The sequence below is a fragment of the Candidatus Marifrigoribacter sp. Uisw_064 genome (assembly GCF_047730175.1).
GTDB lineage: Bacteria > Bacteroidota > Bacteroidia > Flavobacteriales > Flavobacteriaceae > Marifrigoribacter.
The window spans coordinates 2,414,729-2,441,097 of record NZ_CP159833.1 but is presented as its reverse complement, the minus strand read 5'-3'; the positions used below and the strand labels follow the sequence as shown (position 1 = coordinate 2,441,097).

Genomic DNA, 26,369 nt, shown 5'->3' with positions numbered 1-26,369 from the left:
ATGCAAAGGTTTTCGCTCGTATCAAAGTTTGTGTTTATCTGAAAGTTTAGTGCTTCGAAATCGCCTACTTTTCATACACAAACCCGTTAGTCGCAATGTAACAAAACTACTAACTCTTCGTCTTCCATTAACAAACCAATCAGAAAACCCAAATGCAAGAAAGTTTAACGGAACGAAAAAAAACTTGGAATACAATCTTTATTTTCCTAGCAATAGTTACAGTTATTAGTTCTCTATTCTATTATGCCATAGTTAATTTATATCCTTCACGAATATATATTGGAGGTTTAATGTGGTGTCCGGCAATAGCCACAATAATAACATTAAAAATAAAAGGACGCTCTATTTCTTCTCTAAATTGGAATTGGGGAAATTGGAAATATATTCGATTGTCTTATTTCATTCCAGCTATATATGGATTAATAACTTATATATTAATCTGGAGTTTCGGATTTGGAGGTTTAGCTAATAAAGAAGTAATTTCTGATTGGGCTAAAGAGCTTGGATTAGTTGGAATAGGAACTCTAAATACAACATCTTCAATAATTATAGCTGTAATATTATTAGGAACGGTTGAAGTGATAAGAGCATCAGCAACGACTTTAGGAGAAGAAATTGGGTGGAGAGGGTTCTTTATCTATGAATTAAAAAAGGTTCTTTCTTTTACTGGTGTTTCGGTTTTTAGTGGAATAATTTGGGCATCCTGGCATTGGCCATTAATTGTATATTATGGCGAAAATGTAATCTTGGAATTGACGACATTTTATGTTGTTATTGTGTCGATGTCATTTATTATGACTTACTACACTTTTAAATCTAAAAGTCTATGGCCAGCAGTAATTTTTCACGCAGTAAGCAATGTGTATATTCAAAAAATATTACCTGAATTAACAATTAAAAATGAAGGAACAGAACATTGGCTTGGCGAAAACGGAATTATGTTTGCAATTGTGACTTGTGTTTTTGGGATCTCCTTTTGGAGAAAAGCAATTAAAGAAAAATTGTAAATAAAAAACACAGCGCCTAACACCGTATATAATTCATTGCTAGTTCTAGCCTACTTACGAAAATTGCTTACGCCAGTTCGCTTCGCTCGTGTCTCGCGGATTTTCTATTCGGTTTTTATTTGCTAAATTAAGTGCTTAAAACACGCAACAAACAATACACAAAACGTTGGCAATAATTAAAACAGATAAACTATCATTTTAACAATTCAACAATATTAGCCTTGTAAAACTTTCCTATAGGAATAATTTTATCAGCAATTAATATTCTGTTTCCGTCTACACTGTAAATTTGCGCCTTAGCAACAACAAACGACTTATGAGCTTGAAGAAACAGCTCTGAAGATAATTTACCAAACATATCTGAAATTTTCTCTCTAACCAAGATACTGTCATCTTTTAAAACGACTTTAGAATAATTACCTGCTGCTTCTAAATATAGAATATCAGCTACCTTTACTTGAATATATTTCTTATCACTATAAAGAAATATATGTCCTGTTTTGGTTTTCTCTATAGCTTGCTTTTTTTTAGGAATACTTTCTTTTGCTTGAACAGCTTTATTGACCGCTTTTAAAAAACGTTCAAAACTAAAGGGCTTTAAAAGGTAATCAGTAATTTCTAATTCATATCCTTCTATTGCATGTTCTTTATAAGCAGTTGTTACAATAACTTTTGGTTTGTTTGGTAAGGTTTTTAAAAAATCAAAACCTTTTAATTTCGGCATATTTAAATCTAAGAAAATTAAGTCTATAGAGTTTGTGCTTAAATAATCTAAAGCCTCAATAGCATCATAGCAATGCTTCATTAATTTCATGTTCGGCAACATATCACAATAATTTTTTATAATATCATGTGCAATATGCTCGTCGTCTATGATAAGGTATCTAACCATTACTGCAATTGTAATTTAGCGGTATAAACAGAATTAGTGCTTGTAAATATAAGATTATGTTTTTTAGGATATGCTAACTCTAACCTGCGTTTTATATTTTTAATTCCAATACCAGTTTTTTCTGGCAAAGTATTTTTATCAAAATTGTTTTCAATTTCAAAAAATATTTTTTTGTTTTTAGAAGACAGACTTATATGAATGTAGGCAGCCTCTCTTAAATTTTCTACTCCGTGTTTAAAAGCATTCTCCAATAATATAATAAACAACAAAGGCATTACTTCGGTTGTATGATCATCAATGTCAATATCAAATTGTATGTCGATACTTTTATAATAACGCATACGATGTAATTCAATATAATTTTTTAAATAGGCTATTTCTTCTTCAAGAGGTACCAGACTTTTTTCACCTTCATAGATACTGTAACGCATCAAATCGGATAACTTTAAAATCAGTTTTTTTGATTTTTCAGCATCTTTATCAACCATACCGTATAAGTTGTTGAGCATATTGAAAAAGAAATGAGGATTTACCTGACTTTGTAAATGGAGTAACTCGTTTTTCGTTTTTTCGTTTTTTAATTTCAATACGGATTTTAATTGTGTAAGTACCCAAATAACACCTAAAACGAGAAGAATTAAATAATAGATTAAAACAAGAACTCCAACAATCGTTGGATAGTCACCTAGAAATTCTACAGATTTTTTTTGAAGTATTATAGTTTCATAAGAGGTAATTCCAAGAGGAATAATGATTGTTATTAAAACGATTGTTTTAAGGATAAGCCAGTTGTTTCTTTTTAAGATTGATATCATACTGCAAAGTTAAAACAATCATACTAATATCCATTAATAAGTGACAAACGTTCATTTTGAAGCGCCGTAAATATTCTTAGGAGTGATAAACTTGCTTTACATACATCAATGATGATTGTATGCTTTAATAAGGAGTGTTCATCACAAAAATTTAATTTAAAGAGAGCTTGTAAATACTTTTGTACTATCAAAAATGAACATCAACTTATTAAATCAATTATAATGAAAAAAAGAATTTTAAGATATTTAAAACATATATCCCTTACATTTTTAGCCTTAGCAATTATTGCAATTTTATTTGGACTTTATCATGGAGCAGCAGCTAGTTATGGACATAACAATTTGCGAATCGCATTAGATGGAGATGGACCCTACGCTTTTTATAAAAACGACAGTGTTTTAAATGTAAACTATATAAAAGGGAATAAAAAGGATGGTTTTTATCTAGATCAAAAAGAGTATAATTCAAATGAATCAATACCTGTAAATTGTTTTTTTGCTTTAGATTCAACAAGTTTTGATTTTACGCTTAAAACAGATTTTGAAACTCCAAAAACCGTTTATAATGACAATAATAAAGTACTAGCAATTTCTGATATTGAAAGTGGCTACAAAACGTTTAGAGATTTTTTAATAAGTAGTGAAGTAATTGACCATAATTTAAATTGGACTTTTGGAAAAGGACATTTGGTATTAGTTGGAGATTTTATAGATAGAGGTTTTTCTACAACTCAAGTGCTTTGGTTTATTTACAAACTAGAGCAAGATGCTAAAAAACAAGGAGGACAAGTACATTTTATTATTGGAAATCATGAGTTAAAAAACTTTTATGGAGATTATCAAGCAGCATCTTTGAAATATACTTTTATCGCTTCAATTTTAGGAAAAACACAATCTAATTTATATGATACTAATTCATTTTTGGGCAAATGGATGTCGTCTAAAAATGTTATTGAATCTATAAACGGAAACCTGTTTGCGCATGGTGGTTTACATCCAGATATTGTAGATATAGATATGACACTAGAAGAAATTAATAACTTTATAAGAAACGGTTATTATGAAGCGCCCTATCCAAAACCAAATAAAAAATCGACAGATTTATTAATATCATCAAAAACTGGAATTTGCTGGTATCGTGGATATTACAAAGAAGATTTAACACAAGAAGAAGTCGAAAAGCCATTAGAAAAATTTAATGCAAAGGCAATTATTGTGGGTCATAATCTTCAATCTAAAGTGAAAAGTAAATATAACGGAAAAGTGATTGGAATTGATGTGAAACATTCAAATGATTATCATAAAAATTGGCCTAATAAAAAATCTGAAGGCTTGTTAATTGCGGGTGATACTTACTATCGAGTATTGGCGAACGGAAGTAAAAAAGAATTATAAAACACAGAAAAGATATTAATTATGAAACGAGCATGTAAGGATTTTTAACACCCAAGGGGATGATTAATTGCGAACAGCATGCCTGTGCTGAGCTTGTCGAAGTATGACCTTTGAAAAACAATAAATATAAACACATGAAAACTAAAGTTTTTAATTTTTTAACAAAACCATATATCGTGGTTTTGACAATGATAATAGGTGTTTTGCTATCCATTTTTATTGACAGGAACTTTAATTTCTTTACAGGTTTATCAGTTGCTTTATTGATACTTTGGGGAAGTAAATACGATTGGTCAAGGTTTGGACTTGCAAAAAGAATAACATTTGCTACAGTTTTGAGGAGTCTTGGAATTACGGTACTGCTTATAATTGGATTCTATATTTTTGAATCAATCCTTGCAATGTATATTGATGATATAGATATTTCAACTTTTGATAATGTCAGAGGTAATTTCTCAGAGTATATAAGTTTAATGATTGTTGTTTGGATTTTTGCTGCATTCGGAGAAGAATTTATATATAGAGGCTACTATATGAAAGAGTTGGCCAAATTATTGGGAGATTCTAAAAAGGCATGGCTACTAGCGGCTATAATAGTTTCATTATATTTTGGTACATCACATGCATATCAAGGTCTTATTGGAATTATAGGAGGAACATTGTGGCATTTTAGTATTTCATTAATCTTCTCTAAAAACAAGAATAATTTAATGGCACCAATACTAATACATGGTTTTTATGATACAGTAGGCGTTACATTATTGTATTTAAACCAAGATAGTATAGTTGGAGATTGGATTCAACAATTATTTTAATTATTATCAGTAAATAGTAACAATCAAAACCAATTAAAAACAGTTGCTAACAACGTATATAGCTCATAGCTAGTTAGTTGCTTAATCGAAATTAAGGTATATTTGCAAGTCCGCCAAATTTTTTAATTTGGCTTATTGAGAAAAAAAGATAATAAGAAAATTAAAAAATTCGGCTCGTGCTTAACCGAATAGTTATTGCTAATTTGCACGCTACGAGCCATATACAAAACCGTTACCAAACATATAAAGCAAACTATGAAAAATTTGACATTTGTAATTTTATATTTTTTTCTTTCAGGAGTACAAACCACATTGGGACAGAGTGAAACAGATATTATAATAGGAAGTAAGTTTGTTATTAAATCTAATATTTTAGATGAAGAAAGAACTTGTTTAATAAGTCTTCCTGATTCATACAATCATTCATCTGAAGTTGATAAAAAATATCCAATTATCATATTATTAGATGGATATACTCATTTTAAAACAGCATCTGGAATAGTACATTTTATGAGTTCCAATAGGAATCGAAACAATTTAATACCTGAAAGTATTATTATAGCCATAGAGAATATTGACCGTGAACGAGATTTTACCGTTACAAAAATTAAGACCAAACGACCTAATAATATGGGAGGTGGAAAGAGTTTTTTGAATTTCATTGAGAAAGAACTAGTACCTTATATTGATAAAAAGTATAAGACAGAACCGTTTAGAACTCTCGTTGGACACTCTTTAGGAGGACTACTTACACTAAATTCCTATATGGATAAAAATAGCGTATTCAATGCTTACATTTCTATGGACCCAAGTATTTGGTGGAATGAGGAGATGATGAAAAACAAGGTTGATTCTATTTCTTCAATATCATTAGATAAAAAGCTTTATATAGCTACTGCCAATCAAGGAGAGACTAATTACGAAAGGAATAAACAAAGACACGACTCTCTCTATACTTTAATAACAAAGAAATCGGATAAACCTCAAAATGTCGAAATAGAATATTTTGAAAAAGAAAACCATCGCTCTGTACCATTAGTAGCTTTGTACGAAGGGTTAAAATATATTAATCAAGAGGAATGATTTCGAAGCTGGTAATATCAAAAAAATACGGTAGGTAACACCGTATATAATTTATTGCTTGGTTTTAGCTAATTTACGAAAGTCCTCGCGGACTTTCTATCTGTGTTTTATTTGCTAACTTAGTTCTAGCCAACGCAACTAACCATACACGAACAAGTTGGCAAACATTGAAAAAAACTATGATTGAGATTAAAAAAGCTGAGAAAACGACTGAATTTAAAATCATCGAAAAATTAGCGACTCAAATTTTGCACGAAGTTTATGACCCAATAATCCCTGCTGAACATACTGATTATTTTTTAACAGAGTTTCAATCGGAAAATGCAATTGGAAACCAAATTAAAAACGAAAATTATAGTTATTTTCTCTTAAATTTTGACTCTAAAAATGTTGGATATTTAGGAATTCAAAAACTGAATGAAAAACTAATTTTGAGCAAACTCTATGTTCTGGAATCGTTTCGTGGACTAAAAATTGGAAAAACAGCGTTGGAATATGTTAACAGATTTGCAACGAATAACAGAATTGAAAGAATTGAGCTAATTGTTAACCGACAAAATCAAAAAACGATTGACATTTATCTAAAAAATGGATTTGAAATAGTGGAATCTATTATAAACTCTTTTCCGAATGGACATTCTGTTGAAGATTATAAAATGGAAAAAATATTGATAACCGAATAAAAACGATTTGCCAACACCGCATAAAATTCATTGCTAGTTCTACCCTACTTACGAAAATTGCTTACGCCAATTCGCTTCGCTCGTGTCTCGCAGATTTTCTATTTGGTTATTATTTACTGAATAAAACGCCGTACAACAACGCATAACTAAAATGACAAAAAAGTTAAAAAAATAAAAGACCTAGCACTATTTTTAGTACCTTTATCCTCTATCCCCACTCCTATTTGCCTTTGGCGAACGGTGTGGGGATTTTTTATAAACAAGAACAGTAGGTGCGTTTATCCCACTAATATTAGCCGATAAACGGTACCTTTGGTAATGATATAACCAGTTAGTTGCAAGTGAGAAAAAACAAAATACAAAAATTACAATAAAGAAGTTGATATGAAAACACAAATAAAGAAAAATGAAAAAGTAATTTTGACAATTAAAAAACATTGGTTTGTACTTTTAAATCCAATTATAGCGACATTATTTATGTTAATTATAGCTCTTCTGTCTGATTATTATTCTGAATTTGGGAAGTTTTACCTAATTGTGGTAGGGCTGCCAGTTGTTTGGCTTATCTACAATGTATTAGATAGAAATACCAATTTATGGGCAGTAACTAATTTAAGAATAATAGATGAATATGGTGTGTTTTCGAATAATACGAAAGAAACACCATTGGATAAGATTAACAATGTTTCATATAGACAACCACTCTTAGGACGAATTTTTAATTACGGCGACGTTCAAATTCAATCTGCTGCAGAATCTGGTTCTACATTGCATAAAATGGTTGAAAGACCAAAAGTTTTAAAAGACACAATTACTCAATATCAGGAACGATATAAACAAGAACAAATAAAAGAACAAGCTCAAAGTTTAGCCAAGGCCATGGGTGAACAAAAACCTTCTGCTGGTTTTGATATTTCTGAAGAACTAACAAAATTACATGAACTTAAAGAAAAAGGAATAATCACCGAAGATGATTTTCAAAAAGGAAAAGACAAGATATTGAATAATTAACACCAGCAACTAACAACGCATATAAAACATAGCCCAGTTGGTTAACAATATTAAAAATCCTACATTTCTGTAAAATAATACGTGTGCGGAAAAAAACGATGTCAAATAACGGCTACGTTTTATATACGAGGACGTTGGCATTCATTGACGAAAGAACTCTGAACAGAAAATATAAATTAATTTAAAAAGACAAAATATGACATCATTAATGATTGGACCTTTCCAGATAATTTTACTTTTATTAGTTCCTGTTGGAATTTTCCTTTTAGGATTCTTTGTTGGAAAAAAATCAGGATATATAAAAAGAGTAAAGGAAACTGAAAACCAAAACAAACAGATAAATTAAATCGGATTTTTAGCAAGTTTGCGGAATCGAATTCTGAATAAAAAAACCAACCTGAACGGAATTAAAAAAACGTATGGTAACAACGCATAACTAAAATGGCAAAAAAGATAAAAAAATAAAAGACCTAGCTCTATTTTTAGTACCTTTATACTCTATCCCCACTCCTATTTGCCTTTGGCGAACGGTGTGGGGATTTTTATTAGATAAAAATGGACAAAAAGTATGTATATCTAGTAACACAAGCCGATAAACGTGCATCAATATAATGATATAACCAGTTAGTGGTAATAAAAATTAAAACATAAATATGGAACATAAGATTAAAATTAAGATAGGATCAATTGAAATCGAATATGAAGGAAATGAAGAATACCTTAAAAACGATCTTCCTAACCTCATTGATAAGCTAATCGACTTAAAGGGAATAAGCATAGACAAAGAAGAACCTGAGGATGAGATTGAAGAAGAAACAAGTAGTTCAGGACAAAATTTAAAAATGTCGTCTAACACTATTGCCGCAAAATTATCTTCAAAATCTGCTGCAGACCTTGTAGTCGTTGCCTGTGCAAAGCTGTGTTTAGTTGATGGTTCAGAAACATTTAATAGAAAGGATATTCTTACTGAAATGAAAACAGCTTCAAATTACTATTCTAAGAGTGCTGGAAAAAATCTTACACAGTCTCTAAGAACTCTTATCTCATCTCAAAAACTAATTGAAAGAAGTACGGATAACTATGCACTATCTGCTAAACTGAAAGGGGAATTAAAAAATAAATTAGGTGGATAAATCAATTGCTGAATTTATATGCGATCCCGATCTTAGTAGGAAGGTTAAGGTCTTGTTAATTCTTTTTGACAATATTTCTTTACCTAAAACCGTGAAAGAAATAAAAACTCTGGGTAAGACAAACGGAATAAGAGATATTGAAAAATGGAATGTTTCAATGGTTCTTTCTGCTCTTAAGGGCAAAGTATCTAAGTTAAAAGATGGATGGATAATTAACTCCAAAGGTGAGGCATATTTAAAGGAGAATAATTACACCGTAAAATCGCCATTAATAAAACCACAGATTGAATTAGCGAAAGAATTGGATAACGTAAAGACAAATTATGTAAGAGATTTTATTTCCGAAGCTATTAAATGCCTAGAATACAACCTTCTAAAGTCATCAGTTGTTTTTTCTTGGATTGGAGCAATTTCTCTTTTGTATGAATACATAATTAATCACAAATTGACTGAATTTAATACTGAGGCTAAAAGACGAAATGCCAAATGGAAAAATGCTACAAATATTGATGGATTAACAAGAATGAAAGAATATGATTTTTTGCAAATTTTAGAAGGAATTTCAGTTATGGGTAAGAATACGAAAGGTGAATTAGAGAATTGTTTAAAACTTAGAAACAGTTGTGGTCATCCAAGCACATTGAAAATTGGGCCAAAAAAGGTTGAAGCACATATCGAAATACTTCTATTGAATGTGTATCAAAAGTACAATTAAAACTACCACTAACAATGTTTATAGTGCATAGCACCCTGCGGGATGCTACGACACCATACACGGAACGTTGGCAGTAATAGGTTTGAGATATTATGATATGGGCTTTAGTTGAAAATAAAAAGATAAAAGCAACCCCTAAAACACGAGGAAGATGTCTCCTATGCGGTGAAGAAGTGATATCAAAATGCGGTGACTTAAATGTTTGGCATTGGGCTCATATGAACATTGAAAACTGTGATTCATGGTATGAACCTGAAACTTTTTGGCACGTCCATTGGAAAATGACATTTGGCAAAGAAAATGTTGAGATAGGAATTAAAATTGGTAAAAAAAGACATATCGCTGATGTTTTAACCAAAAAACAAGTTGTGATTGAACTGCAGAATTCCCAAATTAAAAAACAAACAATAAAAGAAAGAGAAGAGTTTTACGGCGAACGAATGCTTTGGTTAATAAATGGAGGTAAGTTCAAAAAAAATCTTATTATTCAAAAGTACTGGAATGATAAACGATACAAAGAATTAGAAAACAACCCAGAAGAACTTATAAAACTCATAATGGAACCAAAACCTGAAAAAGGAAAAAATGAAGAGTTTTTTAAATGGAAATATCCGCGTAAAAGCTGGTTGAATGTACAACGTCCTGTTTTTATTGACTTAGGAATAGATTCTCTTTTTATGGTTACAGAAGGAATGGGTGAATCGCAAATCCGTGGAACTTACATTCCGAAAGAAAAATTTATTATGAAATATGGAGGAAATTATAAATACTACAGCCAACACCGCCTATAATTAATTGCTATTTCGGTAGTCAAACAGTAATAAAACCGCCTCATTCCGAAGCGGTTTTTTATTCCCCTAAAATCAGTAACTTTAAACAAAAAAGAAAAATCATGAAAAAGTTAACATCCCTTTTTATTTGTTTATACTCCGTCTTTGCATTTAGTCAAGATTTAATGGTCACAGATATCAGCCCAAGTACTCAGTCTTTATCAGCAACCCCGACGGATGCCATCACCATTACATTTAATCAAAAAATCAATGAAGCCTCCTTAAATGCAGATACCTTCATGGTATTTGGTAGATGGTCGGGTCCTATGCAAGGAACCTATATTTTTGATGATATAAGTACCAGTGTCACTTTTACCCCAGACCGTTCCTTCTTTTATGGTGAGTGGATCAGTGTACGTTTGACCAATCAAGTTGAAAGTCTAATTAATAATCCCTTGACGAATGGTTATGGTTTTGAATATTGGATCAAGACCTTACCAGGATTATTGAACCAAGAATACATGGGGCAAATTGAAATGCGACAAAATGGTGAAACATTTATACAATGTTATGGTGCCTATGCAGGCGATGTAAACGATGATGAATTTTCAGATTTAATCGTGGTGAATGAAGATTCCGAAGATATTAGAATCCTTCTAAATGATGGAGCAGGAAATTATGATGGTACTTTTACGCTAATCGAAATGCCCGCTTCAACCAAACCAAGTACAAATGGAGGTGCCGATTTTAACCGTGATGGAATGATAGATCTTGCTATTGGAAGCACTCAAAGTAATCAGACCAGTATTTTTATGGGCAATGATTCGAGTATTTTTGATGCTGAAACAAGTCATTCGGTTGGAACAGGAGTTAGAGGATTAACCATCATAGATTTTAATGGCGATGGTTGGGCAGATATTGTAACGGCTAATCGAGTTTCTGGAACTATTTCTTTTTTAGAAAATGATGGTACTGGAGATTTTAATCCCGCAACTCATATGGATGTTGGTATTAATGGAGAAACAGCGATTGCGGCTACTGATCTAAATGGGGATGGTTTTACAGATTTAATTGTGGGTGGATATTCTGGTAATGCTGTAGCCTCTTTATTAAATGATGGTGAAGGTAATTTCACAACACAGGATATCACTACTATTAATGGACAACCATGGATGATTGCCATAGGCGATGTAAATGGAGATGGCTTTGTAGATGTTGCAACTGCGAATTCAAATACACCCACGGTCTCAATACTATTTAGTGATGGGCTAGGAAACTTTAATCTATCTCAGGATTATGCGGTGGGTTCATTTCCATTAGCGATAGATTTAGGAGATCTTGATGGTGATGGTGATTTAGATGTTATGGCAAGTAATTATTCAGGTTCTTTTACCTTATATGAAAATATTGGAAACGGGTTATATAGCAATCCTATCACCTACCCTTCTATTATAGCAGGTTCGTGTACTGTTTTTCATGATAGAAATAACGATGGTGCTTTAGATATTACATTAATTGATGAATTAGCTGATGTAGTGATACTTTACAGAAATACTCCAATTTTAAGTTCAAATGATAATAACCTTACTGAAAATATAAGCCTCTACCCTAATCCTTTTAATAATTCATTATTTTTGAATAATACGTTCAATGATGAAGTGGATTTTAAATTATATGACCTTCTAGGAAGATTGGTGTATGCTGAAGTCATAGAACACTCAAATCAAATACAATTAAATGGCATCGCACTTAAAGATGGCCTTTATATTGCTGAATTAAATTATAAGAACACCAAAACAACAATTAAGTTGTTAAAGAATTAATAATTTTATGAGATTAACAACCATCACCCTCTTAGCCTTATTTTTATATGTTGGTACGTACGGGCAAACAAAAATAACTAGTACTGTAAAAGACACCTTAAAAGTTGGTATTGCAGGTAGTGAGCCTTTTGTTTTTAATGAAAAGGATAAAGGTATTGCCATTGAAATTTGGAAAAAAATTGCTGAAAATCAATCTTGGGAGTTTGAATATGTGCCTTTTGAAAGTGTAGAAAATGCGGTGCATCAATTAAATGATGGCGGTATAGATTTAGTCGTTGGGCCCATAAGCATCACATCGAAACGTCTTGAAAACATGCGGTTTTCTCAACCTTTCTATAATTCTAGTATCTCGATACTTTCCCGTATAGAAAATCAGAGTGTATGGCAAAAGATCAAACCTCTTTTTAGTCTTAAATTATTAATGGCGATTTTTATCTTTTTATTTATTCTTGCTGTTGTGGGTACATTTCTTTGGTTAGCCGAGCGAAAAAAATCACCAGAGCAGTTTCCAAAAGATCCACTAAAAGGTATAGGAACCGGTATGTGGCTAGCTATTGTAACAATGACCACAACTGGATATGGCGACAAAGCCCCAATAACGTTGCCTGGTAGAATCATAACGGGCGCTTGGATGATACTATCTATAATTTTTGCTACTTCTATGGTGGCTGGAATTGCAAGTACATTGACACTCTCTTCGCTTGAATCGACAACTGTTTCTACGATTGAACAACTTTCAGGTGCTAAGGCAGTAACTATTTCTGGTTCCCCAACGGAAACATTTTTAAAAAAATCTAACATAAAAGCAATTGGCGTAAACAATTTAAATGAAGCTATTGCAAAATTAAAAAGTAAGGAGGTAGATGCAGTAGTATATGACCGTCCTCAATTATTATACTTTTTGAAAAATAATAACAATGAAGATTTATATATTAGTAAAGCTGAATACTATAAACAAGGGTATGGCTTTGCTTTTCCGTTAAATTCAGAACTTATGTATGATGTGAATAGAGCTTTACTTATGCTTGCAGAAAACCAAGAAACAGAGCGAATTATTCATTACTATATTCAAAAAGATGAGTAATGTCTAAATTTATAATAACAAGAATTAAAATTTAAAGAATTACTATTTTTATGAGATTAAAAATTATCCCCCTCTTAGCTTTATTTTTATATGTTGGTTCTTATGGGCAAACAAATACAAATGTGTATTTCAGTCTTATAAATCAATCCAATGATAGTATTGATATAAGTCCCCCAAATTTAATTTCGCCAAACCCTGGGTATAATAACCAGCCTAGTTTTAGAGATGACTTATCTATTGTATATGCTGGCAATAATAAGGGGCAAAGTGATATTGCTCATTATTCAATCATAGAAAAATTAAATACGTGGGTACATACACCTACTTCTGGGGGTGAATATTCCCCGCAAGCGATTCCGAATAGCAAGAATATAGCTGCCGTTCGATTAGATACAACTGGACTTCAACGGTTATATGAATATACTACTAAAGAATCAACCCTATTAATTGAGGATTTACAAGTTGCTTATTATGCATTTTATAACGATAGTACGATTGTATCTTCTGTTTTAGGAATTAACGTACTAGACTTAGTTGTATCAGATTTAAAAAAGAAAACCAATGATACCTTGGTTTCAAATGTGGGAAGATCCATCCATAAAATCCCTGGTTCCAATGCCATGAGTTATACGGCAGTCAATGAGGAGAAAAATCATGAAATATTTATGCTCGAGATGAATGAAAGTTTAGAAAGCTTTTTTATTTGTCAGTTACCTGTCGGAATTCAGGATTATGTGTGGTTAAATGATTCAGTTATTTTAATTGGTAGTGGGTCAAAACTCTATAAATATGATATGTTCGGAACACAGGAATGGGTAGTAATTTCAGATTTTACCGAAAATGGAGTGAAAAGTATAACACGATTGGCAGTTAGTAATGATTTAAAACGGATTGCAATGGTTGCTGAATCTGTAGACTAAAAATATATCAATTATCGCATGAAAAAACAGCAACTTCTTCTTTTAATCATTTTTTATGCTACAGTATCCTTCTCCCAAAATTTTACTAGACAAGACACCTTACGTGGAAGTATCACTCCAGAAAGAGCTTGGTGGGATTTAAAACATTACAATTTAAACGTTGAAGTAGATCTTGACACCAAACAAATACAAGGAAGTAATTTGATTAGCTATACCGTGTTAAATGAAAATAATACAATGCAAATCGATTTACAAGCTCCTATGAAAATAGAGAAGGTGATTCAAAAAGGGAAAGAACTTTTAGTTACTTCGGAAGGCAATGCTCATTTTATTCATTTAATAGAAGAACAAGAAGAAGGAACTACTCAAAAACTTACAATATCCTTTTCAGGGAAACCTCCAACAGCTAAAAATGCACCTTGGGATGGTGGTTTTTCTTGGAAGAAAGATTCAAACGGAAACCATTTTGTTGCAACTTCTAACCAGGGAATTGGAGCTAGTATTTGGTGGCCAAACAAAGATCATTATTACGATGAACCTGATAACGGAATTGACTTTGCAATCACCATTCCTAATGGATTGATGGCTGTTGCCAATGGAAGATTAATTTCTTCTGAAACGATTCAAAATAAAACCACTTGGACTTGGAAAGTGGTCAACCCAATCAATAACTATGGAGTCAATATAAACATAGGAGATTATGTTCATTTTGGCGAAAAATATATGGGTGAAAATGGACCCTTAGACATGGATTATTATGTGCTGAGGGAAAATTTGGACAAAGCAAAAAAACAGTTTAAACAAGCACCAAAAATGATGAAAGCGTTTGAGCATTGGTTTGGACCTTATCCTTTTTATGAAGATAGTTTTAAATTGGTGGAAGTTCCTTATTTAGGAATGGAACATCAAAGCAGTGTTACCTACGGAAACAAATATGAGAATGGTTATTTAGGGAGTGATTTCTCAAAAACAGGCTGGGGTTTAAAATTTGATTTTATCATTATTCATGAATCAGGACACGAATGGTTTGCAAATAATATTACCCATATTGATGTCGCTGATATGTGGATCCATGAGAGCTTTACAAATTATTCAGAAAATCTATACTTAGATTATCACTTCGGAAAAAAAGCCTCTTCAGAATATGTAATTGGAACTAGAAGATTGATTAAAAATGACCGTCCACTCATTGGTGTTTATAATGTAAATAAAGAAGGTAGTGGAGATATGTATGTAAAAGGAGGAAATCTATTACACACCTTAAGACAACTAATTGAAGATGATGAAAAATGGAGACAAATATTACGAGGTTTAAACAAAGATTTCTACCATCAAACAATTAGCAGCAAACAATTAGAAGAATATATTAGTGAAAAATCTGGTATTGATCTAACTGAATTCTGGAATCAATATTTACGAACCATTAAAGTTCCAAAAGTTGAATATAAAATTGCTGAAAATCAACTTAGCTTTCGATATGTTTCCATTATTGAAAAATTTGATATGCCCGTAATTGCTATTGTTAATGGAACAGAAGAATGGATTTTTCCTTCCGCTACATGGAAAACAAAAGACTTTTCAGAAACAATTAAATCTGTTGAAATTAAGAAAGACTTTTATGTGGAAAGTGAACTGATTTCAGAATAAAAAAATGACTCAAGCTGAATCATACTTCCCAAGAGAGGTCGAATGGTAAAATTAGCTACTAATTGAAAGTTAAAATAATAAATACTTCTCTGTAATTATGTATTTTAGACACTACTAAATTTCCAACAATGAATAAATTATTGCTTTTATTATTTCTAGGGTTTGTTTTCATAAATCCAATTACAGCTCAAGAAGAAAAAAAAGAAGAAAAGGAAAAATGGGATGTTTCCAATCCAGGAGATGATTTCAATTATAAAGCACACCGTTTTACAACAGATGAAGGTACTTGGATGAATCTTGATGTAAGTCCTGATGGAAAAACCATCGTATTTGATATGCTTGGCGACATTTATACAATACCAATTTCAGGAGGAAAAGCAAAAGCAATTAGAACTGGAATTCCATTTGAAATTCAACCTAGATTTAGTCCAGATGGCTCTAAAATATCGTTTACAAGTGATGCGGGTGGAGGGGATAATATTTGGCTAATGGATCGGGATGGAAGCAATCCAAAGCAAGTCACTAAAGAAAAGTTTAGGTTATTGAATAATGCTGCTTGGATGCCAGATGGTAATTATTTAATTGCTAGAAAACATTTTTCTTCATCGCGTAGCCTTGGTGCTGGAGAAATGTGGATGTATCATAAATCGGGAGGCAGTGGATTACAATTAACCAAACGAAAAAACGACCAGCAAGATGTAAATGAACCTTTTGTATCTCCAGATGGCACATATTTATATTATAGTGAAGACATGTATTCGGGTGGATCTTTTCAATACAATAAAGATCCAAACAAACAGATCTATGTAATAAAACGATACAATTTTGAAACGGGTAAAACGGAAACAATAACTGGAGGTCCAGGAGGTGCAGCTCGACCAACAGTGTCTCCAGATGGAACAAAATTAGCTTTTATAAAAAGAGTTCGTACAAAAACAGTGTTGTTTATTCATGATTTAAAAACGGGGGAAGAAACTCCTGTCTATGATCAATTAAATAAAGACCAACAAGAAGCATGGGCGATATTTGGTATTTATCCAAATTTTAACTGGATGCCAAATAATACGGATATAGTTATTTGGAGTGGAGGAAAAATTAATACTATAAACACACAATCGCTGCAAGTAAAAAATATTCCATTTACGGTTGATGTAACAATTGATTTAGCTGAAACAGTTCATTTCAATAATCCAATCGAAGAAAAATCATTCACTTCCAAAATGATTCGTAATACGATTACTACACCTGATGGAAAAACGATTGTTTTTAATGCGTTGGGATATTTATGGAAAAAGAAATTACCGAAAGGAAAACCTCAACGGTTAACTTCAGGAACAGATTTTGAATCGGAACCTAGTTTTTCTCCTGACGGAAGTAAAATAACCTATGTAACATGGAATGATGTTAATAAAGGGGGCATTTATAGCGTATCTATTTCAGGAGGTGCTCCTATTCTACTTTCTTCAAATAAAGGAATTTATAGAACTCCATCCTATTCGCCTGATGGAACATCGATTGTTTTCAGAAAAGAATCTGGAAATATGGATCAAGGTTTTACAAATACGAAAGAACCTGGTATTTATATTATAAATGCTACTGGAGGAAAAGAAACTAAAATAATCAATAAAGGAGCTTATCCATTATTTTCAAAAGATGGAAGTCGTATATTTTTACAGACAGGGGGAACTTATTTTGGGAGTCTAACTAAAAAATTAATAAGTGTCGATTTAAATGGGAAAGATGAAAAAACACATATAAGCTCAAAATATGCAAATAGATTAGTGCCGAGTCCAGATAATAAATGGATTGCATTTACAAATCTTCATAAAGTGTTTATTGCGCCTCTTGTTTTAAATGGACAAGAATTAAATATAGATGACAAGAGTAAATCGCTACCTGTATCAAAATTAGCTGAAGATGCTGGAATAAGTATTCATTGGTCTAATGACAGTAAAAAAGTAATGTGGACTTTAGGCGATGAATATTTTTTAAATGAAATAAAAGATAGGTTTACATTTTTAGATAATTCACCTAAAGAAATTCCAGAACTAACAAAAGAAGGAATCAAAATTGGACTTTCTGGAAAAGTTGATAGCCCTACCGGTAGAATTGCATTTACAAATGCAAGAATCATTACTATGGAAGGTGACGAGGTAATTGAAAATGGTACAATTATTATTAATAATAATAAAATTGAAGCCCTTGGACAAAATATTACAATTCCTGGTGATGCAAAAGTGTATGATGTTTCTGGTAAAACAATCATGCCAGGAATGGTAGATGCTCATGCGCATATTGGAGCCTTTAGATCTGGTTTATTAAGCCAGCAAAATTGGAGGTTCATGGCAAATTTAGCCTATGGTGTAACGACAGCGCATGATCCTTCCTCAAATACAGAAACTGTTTTTTCTCTTTCTGAACTTCAAAAAACTGGCGGACTTATAGGCCCTAGATTATACTCAACTGGATTTATACTTTATGGCGCTGATGGTGATTTTAAAGCAAATATAAATAGCCTTGATGACGCAAGAAGTAGCATAAGAAGAACAAAGGCTTTTGGTGCAAAAAGTGTGAAGAGTTATAACCAACCAAGAAGAGAGCAAAGGCAACAAGTGTTGCAGGCTGCACGTGAGTTAGGAATCAATGTTGTTCCAGAAGGAGGTTCAACCTTTTTTACAAATATAACCATGGTAATTGATGGTCATACTGGAGTAGAACATAATATACCTGTGGCTCCTATTTATAAAGATATCGTTGAATTATGGGGCGCTAGTGGAACAGGCTATACTCCTACCCTTATTGTAAATTATGGCGGTCTAAATGGTGAATTCTATTTTTACCAAAGAGATAATGTTTGGGAAAATGAAAAGCTTTTAAAGTATACTCCTAGAGGAATTATAGACAGCCGTTCTCGCCATAGAACTATGGTTCCAGATGAAGAATATAAAAACGGACATTTTTTGGTTTCTGAAGCTGCAACAAAACTTTCAAATGCTGGTGTAAAAGTAAATATGGGTGCTCATGGGCAATTACAGGGTCTTGGCGCCCATTGGGAAACTTGGATGATCCAACAAGGTGGTATGTCAAATCATGATGCTTTAAAAACGGCAACAATTAATGCTGCAGATTATATAGGCCTAGGAAACGATATCGGTTCTTTAAAAACTGGAAAATTTGCAGATTTAATAATTCTAAACGAAAATCCTCTTACCAAAATTGAACATACAAATAGTATTGAAATGGTAATGATTAATGGACGTTTATATGACACCAAAACTATGAATGAAATAGGAAATCATCCTAAAGAAAGAAAGCCATTCTTTTGGGAGTTATCCAATTATAATCAGGCATTTCCATGGCATCAAGAAACCAATGGTTTTATGGACGGTGGTTGTGGTTGTCATATCGGTCATAATTAAAAGGGAAATAATAGGTATTGTAGTATCTTTGCAAAATATTTGTAAAACAAACCTATGGATTTCAGTGATTTAGACTTAAACAAACCTATTTTAAAAGCCATTTTTGAAAAAAACTATGAATCTCCAACAGAGATTCAGGAGAAAACAATTCCATTGGTCTTGGCTAAAAAAGATTTGATTGCGACTGCACAAACTGGAACTGGAAAAACGGCTGCTTTTATTTTACCAATCCTTCAGTTATTATTTCACAATAAGAATGACGCTGAAAACACAAAAAGTATAAGAAGCTTAATTGTAAGTCCTACTAGAGAGTTAGCGGTTCAGATTAATGAAGAGTGTATCGCTTTTTCAAAATATACTGGCTTAAAAAGTACAGTTGTCTACGGAGGTACTTCGATTAATGCTCAAGAAAAAATATTAAATGAGGGCATCGATATTTTAATAGCAACTCCAGGTAGACTTTTAGATTTATGTGATCAAGAAATTATAGACCTAAGTGCTGTAGAAATTTTAGTATTAGATGAGGCAGATTTAATGTTAGATATGGGCTTTATTGACGATGTAAAAAAAATAAATCGTCTTTGCTCACAAGAAAAGCAAGTCTTACTATTTTCGGCAACGATGCCTTATAAAGTGATGCGATTTGCAGAACGAATTTTAACCGATCCTGTGCGAATTGAAATTGAGCCTGAGATTAGATCTTCGAAAAAATTAAAGCAGTACTTATATTATGTTTCTAAAACCGATAAAGTAGAATTGTGCTTGCATTTACTTCGGAATACAATCCAAGGTAATATTTTAATTTTTAGAAGAACCCGTAATGGTGTAGATCGATTAGAACAAACACTTCTAAAAAATGGTTTTAAAGCGGAAGGATTACACGGCGATAAAGCGCAAAGTGTGAGACAAAATATTTTAGATAATTTTAAATATGATAAAATCAATATTTTAATTGCCACTGATGTAGCTTCACGTGGAATTGATATTGATGACTTAGATGCTGTATTAAATTTTGATCTTCCTAATATCCCTGAAACTTATGTTCATCGAATTGGAAGAACAGGAAGAGCTGGAAAATCTGGTGCATCATTTTCTTTTTGTGCCCCAGATGAGAAAGAATATGTTTCTGGTATACAAAAGTTAATAAAATCTGCTATTCCCGTTGTTGAAGACCACCCTTGTTCTGTTATAGCAAAAGAAAAACCTAAACAGGATAATACAAAAAGAACTAAACATAAAAAAAGCAGAAAATCTGCAGCTTCAAAAAAGAATAAGAAGCGTTGGTATTAAATAATATACCTATATATTTGCCCGTTTTTCAAATAAGAATTCATGCAAAGATTATTAAAAAATTTCACATTCAATCCAAAAAATGATATCCTTTCAGGACTAACTGTAGCACTTGCATTAGTACCTGAAGCTGTAGCATTTTCCTTTGTTGCTGGTATTGACCCTTTAGTAGGTTTATATGGAGCATTCATGATGGGAATTGTTACTGCCATATTTGGAGGGAGACCTGGAATGATTTCTGGAGCTACTGGAGCTATGGCGATTGTAATGGTTCATTTAATTCAGAAAGGAAATGAAGTAGGAATAGGATTAGATGCTCCCGTTGAAAACTTAGGTTTACAGTGGTTATTTATCACATTACTTTTAGTGGGTGGAATTCAAATTGCTGCAGGAATTTTTAGGTTAGGAAAATTTGTTCGTTTAATTCCTCATCCTGTAATGATGGGATTTGTAAATGGTTTAGCTATTGTAATATTTCTTTCACAAATAGGTCTTTTTAAACAAAGGGTTGATGGTGAAATGCAATGGATACAAGGGTCTTCATTATATTTCATGTTTGGATTAGTCTTATTAACAATGGCTATCATGTATTTTTTACCAAAAATCACCAAAAAAGTACCTGCAGCATTAGTTGCAATTATTGTTGTAGCTGCAATTACAATATTTGGCGGTCTCGATGTAAGTACCGTTGGTTCTTTTATTAAAGAAGGTGGTGGAAAAGGATTGCAGGGCTCATTACCAGAATTTCAATCACAAATATTTAGTTTGTTTTATACACTAAAAGGCAATTGGCAACTAATTGTTTCAACTGCATTTTTATTAGCAGCTGTAGGGCTTATTGAATCTCTTATGACGTTAAACCTAATTGATGATATGACTGAGACCCGTGGAAGTGGGAATAGAGAATGTGTAGCTCAAGGTGGAGCCAACATTCTTAATGGACTGTTTGGCGGAATGGGTGGCTGTGCAATGATTGGTCAATCGATTATTAATGTGAATTCTGGAGGTCGTGGAAGACTTTCTGGAATTGTTGCCGCAATTGCTTTATTATGTTTTGTGTTATTTGGGGCTCCTTTAATTGAACAAATTCCTATTGCTGCTCTAATTGGCGTAATGTTCATGGTAGTAATCGGGACCTTTGCATGGAGTAGTTTTAGAATATTAAACAAAATACCATTAGCTGATGCCTTTGTATTAATTGCAGTATCTGCCATTACTGTTTGGCAAGATTTAGCTATTGCTGTAATTGCCGGTGTAATCATGTCGGCATTAGTATTTGCATGGAAAAATGCAACCATGATTCGTGCAAGAAAAAGAATTAAAGAAGATGGGACTAAAGTGTATGAGATATGGGGGCCATTATTTTTTGGTTCTTCACAAGCATTTAACTCGAAATTTGATTATAAAACAGACCCAGATTCTATAGAAATTGATTTTATTGAATCAAAAGTAGGTGATCATTCAGGTATCGAATCTTTAAAAAATGTTACTAATAAATACCTTGCATTAGGTAAAAGTATAAAGCTAACTCATTTAAGTCCGGAGTGTAGAGTTATCTTACTAAAAGCCAGTCCAAAATTTGAATCTTTAATAGAAACTTCAATCGAAGATCCAAGGTATCATGTTGTTACAGATTTATTAGACAGTGATGTATAAATTCTATTTTAAGGATGAAATACCATGCTATTTTTAAAGCTAACACAGACCTCCTAAAAAATCCAGATACGATTCATCCTGGGCAAGAATTAATTATACCAAATTTATAGTATAATTTATTAAAACTAAAAAAACTGTTCAAATTATTTGAGTAGTTTTTTTTATATTACAGCATGTTAGAAGTGCTACATACTATAGATATTTTTCTTGCTTTTTTGCTTTTTATTGCGGGAGCACTTGCCTTTACATTATCTACGATTAGTGGTGGTGGTGGTGCTTTAATGCTAATTCCTTTTTTAAACATATTTATTGGCATTTCCCAAACAGCGCCAGTCCTAAATTTAGGAGCATTTATAAGCCGTCCATCTAGGATCATTATTTTCTGGAAAAATATTGTGTGGAAGGTATTTTGGTATTATGTGCCTTCCGCTATACTAGGTGCTATAGTAGCTGCTTACCTCTTTACTGAGGTGAAAATTGTATGGCTTCAAATTATTATTGGCCTATTTTTAATTAGTACTTTTTTTCAATATCGCTTCGGAAAGAAAGAACGATCTTTTAATGTTCACTTATGGTATTTTATTCCTTTAGGATTTATAATTTCAATCATTGGAACATTTACTGGAGGAATGGGCCCCGTACTAAACCCATTTTACCTCAATGCTGGAATTACTAAAGAAGAATTAATTGGCACTAAAGCCGCTAATTCATTTTTCTTAGGACTCGCACAAGTAAGTAGTTATAGTTACTTTGGATTGTTATCGAAAGAACTCTGGATCTATGGTATTATTCTAGGACTTGGTGCAACCATTGGAAATTTAATGGGCAAAAAGCTTCTTAAAAAAATGACCAATAAAACATTCAGAAAATTAGTGATTTATATCATGGTGATTAGCGGTATTGTTTTACTTGTGAAAGCTTTAACAAATTAACTTCTATTTAAGAATTCGTTATGTTCAAATTAGTACCTTTAAAATATTAAAAACCAAACGAACTAAACCAAAAAAATGAAAAAGCACTTATTCTTAATGCTTCTTTGCATTACCTCTACCCTATTTTCTCAAGAATTCTCAATGGACATCCTTAAAGATGTGAAACCTCGTAATATTGGACCTGGAGGTATGTCTGGAAGAGTAACCGCAATTGATGTTGTTACAGATAATACAGATATTATGTATGTAGGAACAGCTTCTGGTGGATTGTGGAAGTCTAAAAGCGGCGGTGTTACTTGGATTCCAATTTTTGAAAATGAAAAAACAGCTTCCATAGGTGCGGTTGCTATTCAGCAATCTAATCCGTCGGTTATTTGGGTTGGAACAGGTGAAGGGAATCCAAGAAATAGTTTAAATGGAGGTTTTGGGGTATACAAATCTTTAGATGGAGGGAAAAATTGGCTCGCTATGGGTTTAGAAAATACGCGCCATATTCATAAAATAATTATAGATCCAACAAACCCTGATACTGTTTACATTGGAGCTATTGGTTCACCTTGGGGCGAACATAAAGAAAGAGGTGTTTATAAAACTACCGATGGAGGTAAAACATGGAATCAGATTCTATTTACCAATATTAAATCTGGAGTTGCAGATATGGTCATTGATCCAACCAACCCAAATAAATTAATAGTTGCCATGTGGGAACACAAACGCGATCCTTGGTTTTTTAATTCTGGTGGTGAAGGTTCTGGTATTTATGTAACACATGATGGAGGAGATACATGGGTAAAGAGAACAGATAAAGATGGTTTACCCAAAGGGGAATTAGGCAGAATTGGTCTTTCTATAGCTCCTAATAAACCAAATATTATTTATGCATTAGTAGAAGCAAAAAAAAATGCTTTGTATAAAAGTGAAGATGGTGGTTTTACTTTCAAAAATATAAATGATAAAAGTGATATTGGAAACAGGCCCTTTTATTATAGCGATATTTTTGTAGATCCAGAAAATGAAAATAGAGTGTATTCTGTTTTTACTTATGTAAATGTTTCAGAAGACGGTGGAAAAAACTTTAAACAGTTAATGCCTGCTTATGGTGTTGATAATGGCGTACATCCAGATCATCATGCTTGGTGGATTCATCCAACAGATGGTAGTTTTATGATCGATGGAAACGACGGTGGTATGAATATTACACATGACGGTGGAAAGACTTGGCGTTTTGTTGGAAACCTACCTGTCGCTCAATTTTATCATATCAATGTTGATAATGAAATTCCATACAATGTGTATGGAGGAATGCAAGATAATGGTTCTTGGAGAGGTCCTGCTTATGTATGGAAATCGCAAGGGATTAGAAATGACTACTGGCAAGAAATAACATTTGGTGATGGATTCGATGTAATCCCCGATCGCGATGACAGTCAATATGGATGGAGTATGAGCCAGCAAGGCTATGTAAGCAGATACGATTGGAAGACTGGTAATAATTATACCGTTCGACCAACGCATCCAGATCCAGAGGTTAAACTGCGTTTTAACTGGAATGCTGCTATTAATATTGATCCATTTAATAATAGTACGCTTTACTTCGGAAGTCAATTTGTACATAAAAGCACTGATAAAGGTTTAACATGGAAATTAATTTCTTCAGATTTAACAAGCAATGATCCTGAAAAACAGAAGCAAGATGAAAGTGGTGGATTGACTATGGATGCTACAGGAGCTGAAAACCACACAACCATTTTAGTAATTGAACCTTCTCCTCTAGAACAAAATATGTTATGGGTAGGAACAGACGACGGCCGTGTGCATTACAGCCTAAATGGAGGTGCTAATTGGACCAATGTTTCTAAAAACATTAAAGGCTTACCTGAAGGCAGTTGGATTGTTCAGATAAAAGCTTCTAATAAAGTAAAAGGAGAAGCACTTTTGGTCGCTAATGATTATAGACGTTTCAATTACATTACTTATGTATATAGAACTACCGATTATGGAAAAACTTGGCAACGAATTGCAGATGCGAATGATTGTGAAAGTTTTGCTTTAAGTATTGTTGAAGACCCAATTGAAAAAAACTTACTTTTTTTAGGTACTGATGATGGCTTATATGTTTCGATAGATGCAGGAGAAAATTGGAAGAAATGGACGCATGGTTTTCCGACAGTTCCTGTAAAAGATTTAGTGATTCAGGAAAGAGAAAATGATTTAGTAATTGGAACTTTTGGTAGAGCTGCTTGGGTACTTGACGATATACGACCCTTAAGAGCTATCGCTAAAGACAAATCTATTCTAAGTTCGCAACTAAATATTTTCACCCCTCCTATTGCATATCAAGCATCATATCAACAACCTACAGGAAGTCGATTTGGAGCAGATGCAATTTACAATGGTGAAAATCGGGACTATGGTGCCTTGATTAAATATTACTTTAAGAAAACTGAAGAAGTAAAAGATGATTCTGATGATTCAGAAGAAGAAGAAGAAGAAGAAATTCCCGAAGAAAAAAGGCCTAGTAAAGATTCTATTTATGCAAAAATTTATGATGGTTCAAGGTTAATTAGAAGCTTAAAGAAAAAGGTTCCAGATAGTACAGGAATTTATACATGGCAATGGTATATGAATGAAGCTGGGGTTTCAAGACCTTCAAGAAAAATAAAAAAACAAAAAAATGAGCCAAGTGGAGCTACGGTAAAACCAGGTAAATATAGAATTGAACTCAATTATTTAGAAAATACCTCAACTACATACATTGATGTTGTTTCAGATCCAAGACTTAAGGTTTCTGAAAAATCAATAACAGAAAGGTACGATGCATCTAAAGAAACAGAAGGGTTTATTAAAGTAGCTTCAGAAGCAGTAAAACAATTAGTTGAAAGTAAAAATACTGCTAGCGATTTTAGTAAAAAACTAAAAAAAGAAAATGATAAAAAATATAAATCTGAAATAAAAGCGAGTAAAGACATTGTTAAAAAAATTGATTCATTAATTGCTTTATATATTGGCAAAGAAGATAAACGTCAAGGAATTACAAGAAATCCTGAGGTTACAGTAATGCAAAGAATTGGCACTGCAAGATGGTATAGTGGCAGTCGTCCTAGCGGAATGACCGAAACTGAATCTATCCTTATTCAACAAGCGAAAGATGAATTAAATAAAAGCTTGCAAGAAACAAATGCCTTTTTTGTAACCGATTGGGCAGAATATAAGTCTAAGTTGGATGCAGTCTCTATTTCTCCATTTAAAGAAATAAAAACCTTAACTACTAATTAAAAA

General features: G+C 32.5%; 21 protein-coding genes. 19 read left to right on the top strand and 2 right to left on the bottom strand.

Annotation, left to right across the window (positions count from 1 at the left end; all coding sequences use genetic code 11):
• Nucleotides 1-152: 152 nt before the first annotated feature.
• Nucleotides 153-1,007, top strand: coding sequence for a CPBP family intramembrane glutamic endopeptidase (locus tag ABXT64_RS10965; protein ID WP_443632975.1), 855 nt, complete (start codon nt 153-155; stop codon nt 1,005-1,007).
• Nucleotides 1,008-1,200: 193 nt separating this feature from the next.
• Here the strand turns inward: ABXT64_RS10965 and ABXT64_RS10960 are convergent, their stop codons facing one another.
• Nucleotides 1,201-1,899, bottom strand: coding sequence for a LytR/AlgR family response regulator transcription factor (locus ABXT64_RS10960; RefSeq protein ID WP_443632974.1), 699 nt, complete (start codon nt 1,897-1,899; stop codon nt 1,201-1,203).
• Nucleotides 1,899-2,714 (bottom strand): sensor histidine kinase, encoded by an 816-nt coding sequence (locus ABXT64_RS10955; protein WP_443632973.1) that lies wholly within the window; start codon nt 2,712-2,714, stop codon nt 1,899-1,901. The genes ABXT64_RS10960 and ABXT64_RS10955 overlap by 1 nt, the downstream gene beginning before the upstream one ends.
• Before the next feature lie 222 nt (nt 2,715-2,936).
• Between ABXT64_RS10955 and ABXT64_RS10950 the strand changes: the two genes are divergently transcribed.
• The 18 genes from ABXT64_RS10950 to ABXT64_RS10865 all read left to right on the top strand — a co-directional run bounded on the left by ABXT64_RS10950 (nt 2,937) and on the right by ABXT64_RS10865 (nt 26,366).
• Nucleotides 2,937-4,109 carry a metallophosphoesterase gene (locus tag ABXT64_RS10950; RefSeq protein ID WP_443632972.1) on the top strand — a complete coding sequence of 391 codons (1,173 nt, stop codon included), beginning with the start codon at nt 2,937-2,939 and terminating at the stop codon, nt 4,107-4,109.
• Between the two features lie 134 nt (nt 4,110-4,243).
• Nucleotides 4,244-4,924, top strand: coding sequence for a CPBP family intramembrane glutamic endopeptidase (locus tag ABXT64_RS10945; RefSeq protein ID WP_443632971.1), 681 nt, complete (start codon nt 4,244-4,246; stop codon nt 4,922-4,924).
• A gap of 255 nt (nt 4,925-5,179) precedes the next feature.
• Nucleotides 5,180-6,007, top strand: coding sequence for an alpha/beta hydrolase (locus ABXT64_RS10940; protein WP_443632970.1), 828 nt, complete (start codon nt 5,180-5,182; stop codon nt 6,005-6,007).
• A gap of 179 nt (nt 6,008-6,186) precedes the next feature.
• Complete coding sequence (locus ABXT64_RS10935) at nt 6,187-6,690, top strand: GNAT family N-acetyltransferase (protein ID WP_443632969.1); 504 nt, start codon at nt 6,187-6,189, stop codon at nt 6,688-6,690.
• A gap of 384 nt (nt 6,691-7,074) precedes the next feature.
• Nucleotides 7,075-7,701 (top strand): PH domain-containing protein, encoded by a 627-nt coding sequence (locus tag ABXT64_RS10930; protein WP_443632968.1) that lies wholly within the window; start codon nt 7,075-7,077, stop codon nt 7,699-7,701.
• Nucleotides 7,702-7,897: 196 nt separating this feature from the next.
• Entirely contained in the window at nt 7,898-8,047 is a 150-nt protein-coding gene (locus ABXT64_RS10925; protein ID WP_443632967.1) for a hypothetical protein, read from the top strand.
• A gap of 307 nt (nt 8,048-8,354) precedes the next feature.
• Nucleotides 8,355-8,834 (top strand): hypothetical protein, encoded by a 480-nt coding sequence (locus ABXT64_RS10920; RefSeq protein WP_443632966.1) that lies wholly within the window; start codon nt 8,355-8,357, stop codon nt 8,832-8,834.
• A complete protein-coding gene (locus ABXT64_RS10915; protein WP_443632965.1) occupies nt 8,827-9,549 on the top strand; it encodes a hypothetical protein in 723 nt (240 codons plus the stop codon). The genes ABXT64_RS10920 and ABXT64_RS10915 overlap by 8 nt, the downstream gene beginning before the upstream one ends.
• A 92-nt stretch (nt 9,550-9,641) precedes the next feature.
• Nucleotides 9,642-10,340, top strand: a complete 699-nt coding sequence (locus tag ABXT64_RS10910; RefSeq protein ID WP_443632964.1) for a competence protein CoiA family protein — start codon at nt 9,642-9,644, stop codon at nt 10,338-10,340.
• 101 nt (nt 10,341-10,441) lie between these two features.
• A complete protein-coding gene (locus tag ABXT64_RS10905; RefSeq protein ID WP_443632963.1) occupies nt 10,442-12,142 on the top strand; it encodes an FG-GAP-like repeat-containing protein in 1,701 nt (566 codons plus the stop codon).
• Nucleotides 12,143-12,149: 7 nt separating this feature from the next.
• A complete protein-coding gene (locus ABXT64_RS10900) occupies nt 12,150-13,226 on the top strand; it encodes a transporter substrate-binding domain-containing protein (RefSeq protein WP_443632962.1) in 1,077 nt (358 codons plus the stop codon).
• Between the two features lie 50 nt (nt 13,227-13,276).
• Nucleotides 13,277-14,146, top strand: coding sequence for a hypothetical protein (locus ABXT64_RS10895; protein ID WP_443632961.1), 870 nt, complete (start codon nt 13,277-13,279; stop codon nt 14,144-14,146).
• Between the two features lie 18 nt (nt 14,147-14,164).
• Complete coding sequence (locus tag ABXT64_RS10890) at nt 14,165-15,793, top strand: M1 family metallopeptidase (protein WP_443632960.1); 1,629 nt, start codon at nt 14,165-14,167, stop codon at nt 15,791-15,793.
• Nucleotides 15,794-15,921: 128 nt separating this feature from the next.
• Nucleotides 15,922-19,212: an amidohydrolase family protein gene (locus ABXT64_RS10885; protein ID WP_443632959.1), complete on the top strand. Its 3,291-nt coding sequence runs from the start codon at nt 15,922-15,924 to the stop codon at nt 19,210-19,212.
• A gap of 54 nt (nt 19,213-19,266) precedes the next feature.
• Nucleotides 19,267-20,502, top strand: a complete 1,236-nt coding sequence (locus ABXT64_RS10880; protein ID WP_443632958.1) for a DEAD/DEAH box helicase — start codon at nt 19,267-19,269, stop codon at nt 20,500-20,502.
• Nucleotides 20,503-20,544: 42 nt separating this feature from the next.
• Nucleotides 20,545-22,158: a SulP family inorganic anion transporter gene (locus ABXT64_RS10875; RefSeq protein ID WP_443632957.1), complete on the top strand. Its 1,614-nt coding sequence runs from the start codon at nt 20,545-20,547 to the stop codon at nt 22,156-22,158.
• A 173-nt stretch (nt 22,159-22,331) separates the two neighbouring features.
• On the top strand, nt 22,332-23,090 hold the full coding sequence (locus tag ABXT64_RS10870; RefSeq protein ID WP_443632956.1) for a sulfite exporter TauE/SafE family protein: 759 nt from the start codon (nt 22,332-22,334) through the stop codon (nt 23,088-23,090).
• 75 nt (nt 23,091-23,165) lie between these two features.
• Entirely contained in the window at nt 23,166-26,366 is a 3,201-nt protein-coding gene (locus tag ABXT64_RS10865) for a VPS10 domain-containing protein (RefSeq protein ID WP_443632955.1), read from the top strand.
• Nucleotides 26,367-26,369 lie beyond the last annotated feature (3 nt).

Coding starts and splice junctions, on each gene's coding strand:
- ABXT64_RS10965 (WP_443632975.1), top strand. CDS start 153: ATGCAAGAAAGTTTAACGGAACGAAAAAAAACTTGGAATACAATCTTT.
- ABXT64_RS10960 (WP_443632974.1), bottom strand. CDS start 1,899: ATGGTTAGATACCTTATCATAGACGACGAGCATATTGCACATGATATT.
- ABXT64_RS10955 (WP_443632973.1), bottom strand. CDS start 2,714: ATGATATCAATCTTAAAAAGAAACAACTGGCTTATCCTTAAAACAATC.
- ABXT64_RS10950 (WP_443632972.1), top strand. CDS start 2,937: ATGAAAAAAAGAATTTTAAGATATTTAAAACATATATCCCTTACATTT.
- ABXT64_RS10945 (WP_443632971.1), top strand. CDS start 4,244: ATGAAAACTAAAGTTTTTAATTTTTTAACAAAACCATATATCGTGGTT.
- ABXT64_RS10940 (WP_443632970.1), top strand. CDS start 5,180: ATGAAAAATTTGACATTTGTAATTTTATATTTTTTTCTTTCAGGAGTA.
- ABXT64_RS10935 (WP_443632969.1), top strand. CDS start 6,187: ATGATTGAGATTAAAAAAGCTGAGAAAACGACTGAATTTAAAATCATC.
- ABXT64_RS10930 (WP_443632968.1), top strand. CDS start 7,075: ATGAAAACACAAATAAAGAAAAATGAAAAAGTAATTTTGACAATTAAA.
- ABXT64_RS10925 (WP_443632967.1), top strand. CDS start 7,898: ATGACATCATTAATGATTGGACCTTTCCAGATAATTTTACTTTTATTA.
- ABXT64_RS10920 (WP_443632966.1), top strand. CDS start 8,355: ATGGAACATAAGATTAAAATTAAGATAGGATCAATTGAAATCGAATAT.
- ABXT64_RS10910 (WP_443632964.1), top strand. CDS start 9,642: ATGATATGGGCTTTAGTTGAAAATAAAAAGATAAAAGCAACCCCTAAA.
- ABXT64_RS10905 (WP_443632963.1), top strand. CDS start 10,442: ATGAAAAAGTTAACATCCCTTTTTATTTGTTTATACTCCGTCTTTGCA.
- ABXT64_RS10900 (WP_443632962.1), top strand. CDS start 12,150: ATGAGATTAACAACCATCACCCTCTTAGCCTTATTTTTATATGTTGGT.
- ABXT64_RS10895 (WP_443632961.1), top strand. CDS start 13,277: ATGAGATTAAAAATTATCCCCCTCTTAGCTTTATTTTTATATGTTGGT.
- ABXT64_RS10890 (WP_443632960.1), top strand. CDS start 14,165: ATGAAAAAACAGCAACTTCTTCTTTTAATCATTTTTTATGCTACAGTA.
- ABXT64_RS10885 (WP_443632959.1), top strand. CDS start 15,922: ATGAATAAATTATTGCTTTTATTATTTCTAGGGTTTGTTTTCATAAAT.
- ABXT64_RS10880 (WP_443632958.1), top strand. CDS start 19,267: ATGGATTTCAGTGATTTAGACTTAAACAAACCTATTTTAAAAGCCATT.
- ABXT64_RS10875 (WP_443632957.1), top strand. CDS start 20,545: ATGCAAAGATTATTAAAAAATTTCACATTCAATCCAAAAAATGATATC.
- ABXT64_RS10870 (WP_443632956.1), top strand. CDS start 22,332: ATGTTAGAAGTGCTACATACTATAGATATTTTTCTTGCTTTTTTGCTT.
- ABXT64_RS10865 (WP_443632955.1), top strand. CDS start 23,166: ATGAAAAAGCACTTATTCTTAATGCTTCTTTGCATTACCTCTACCCTA.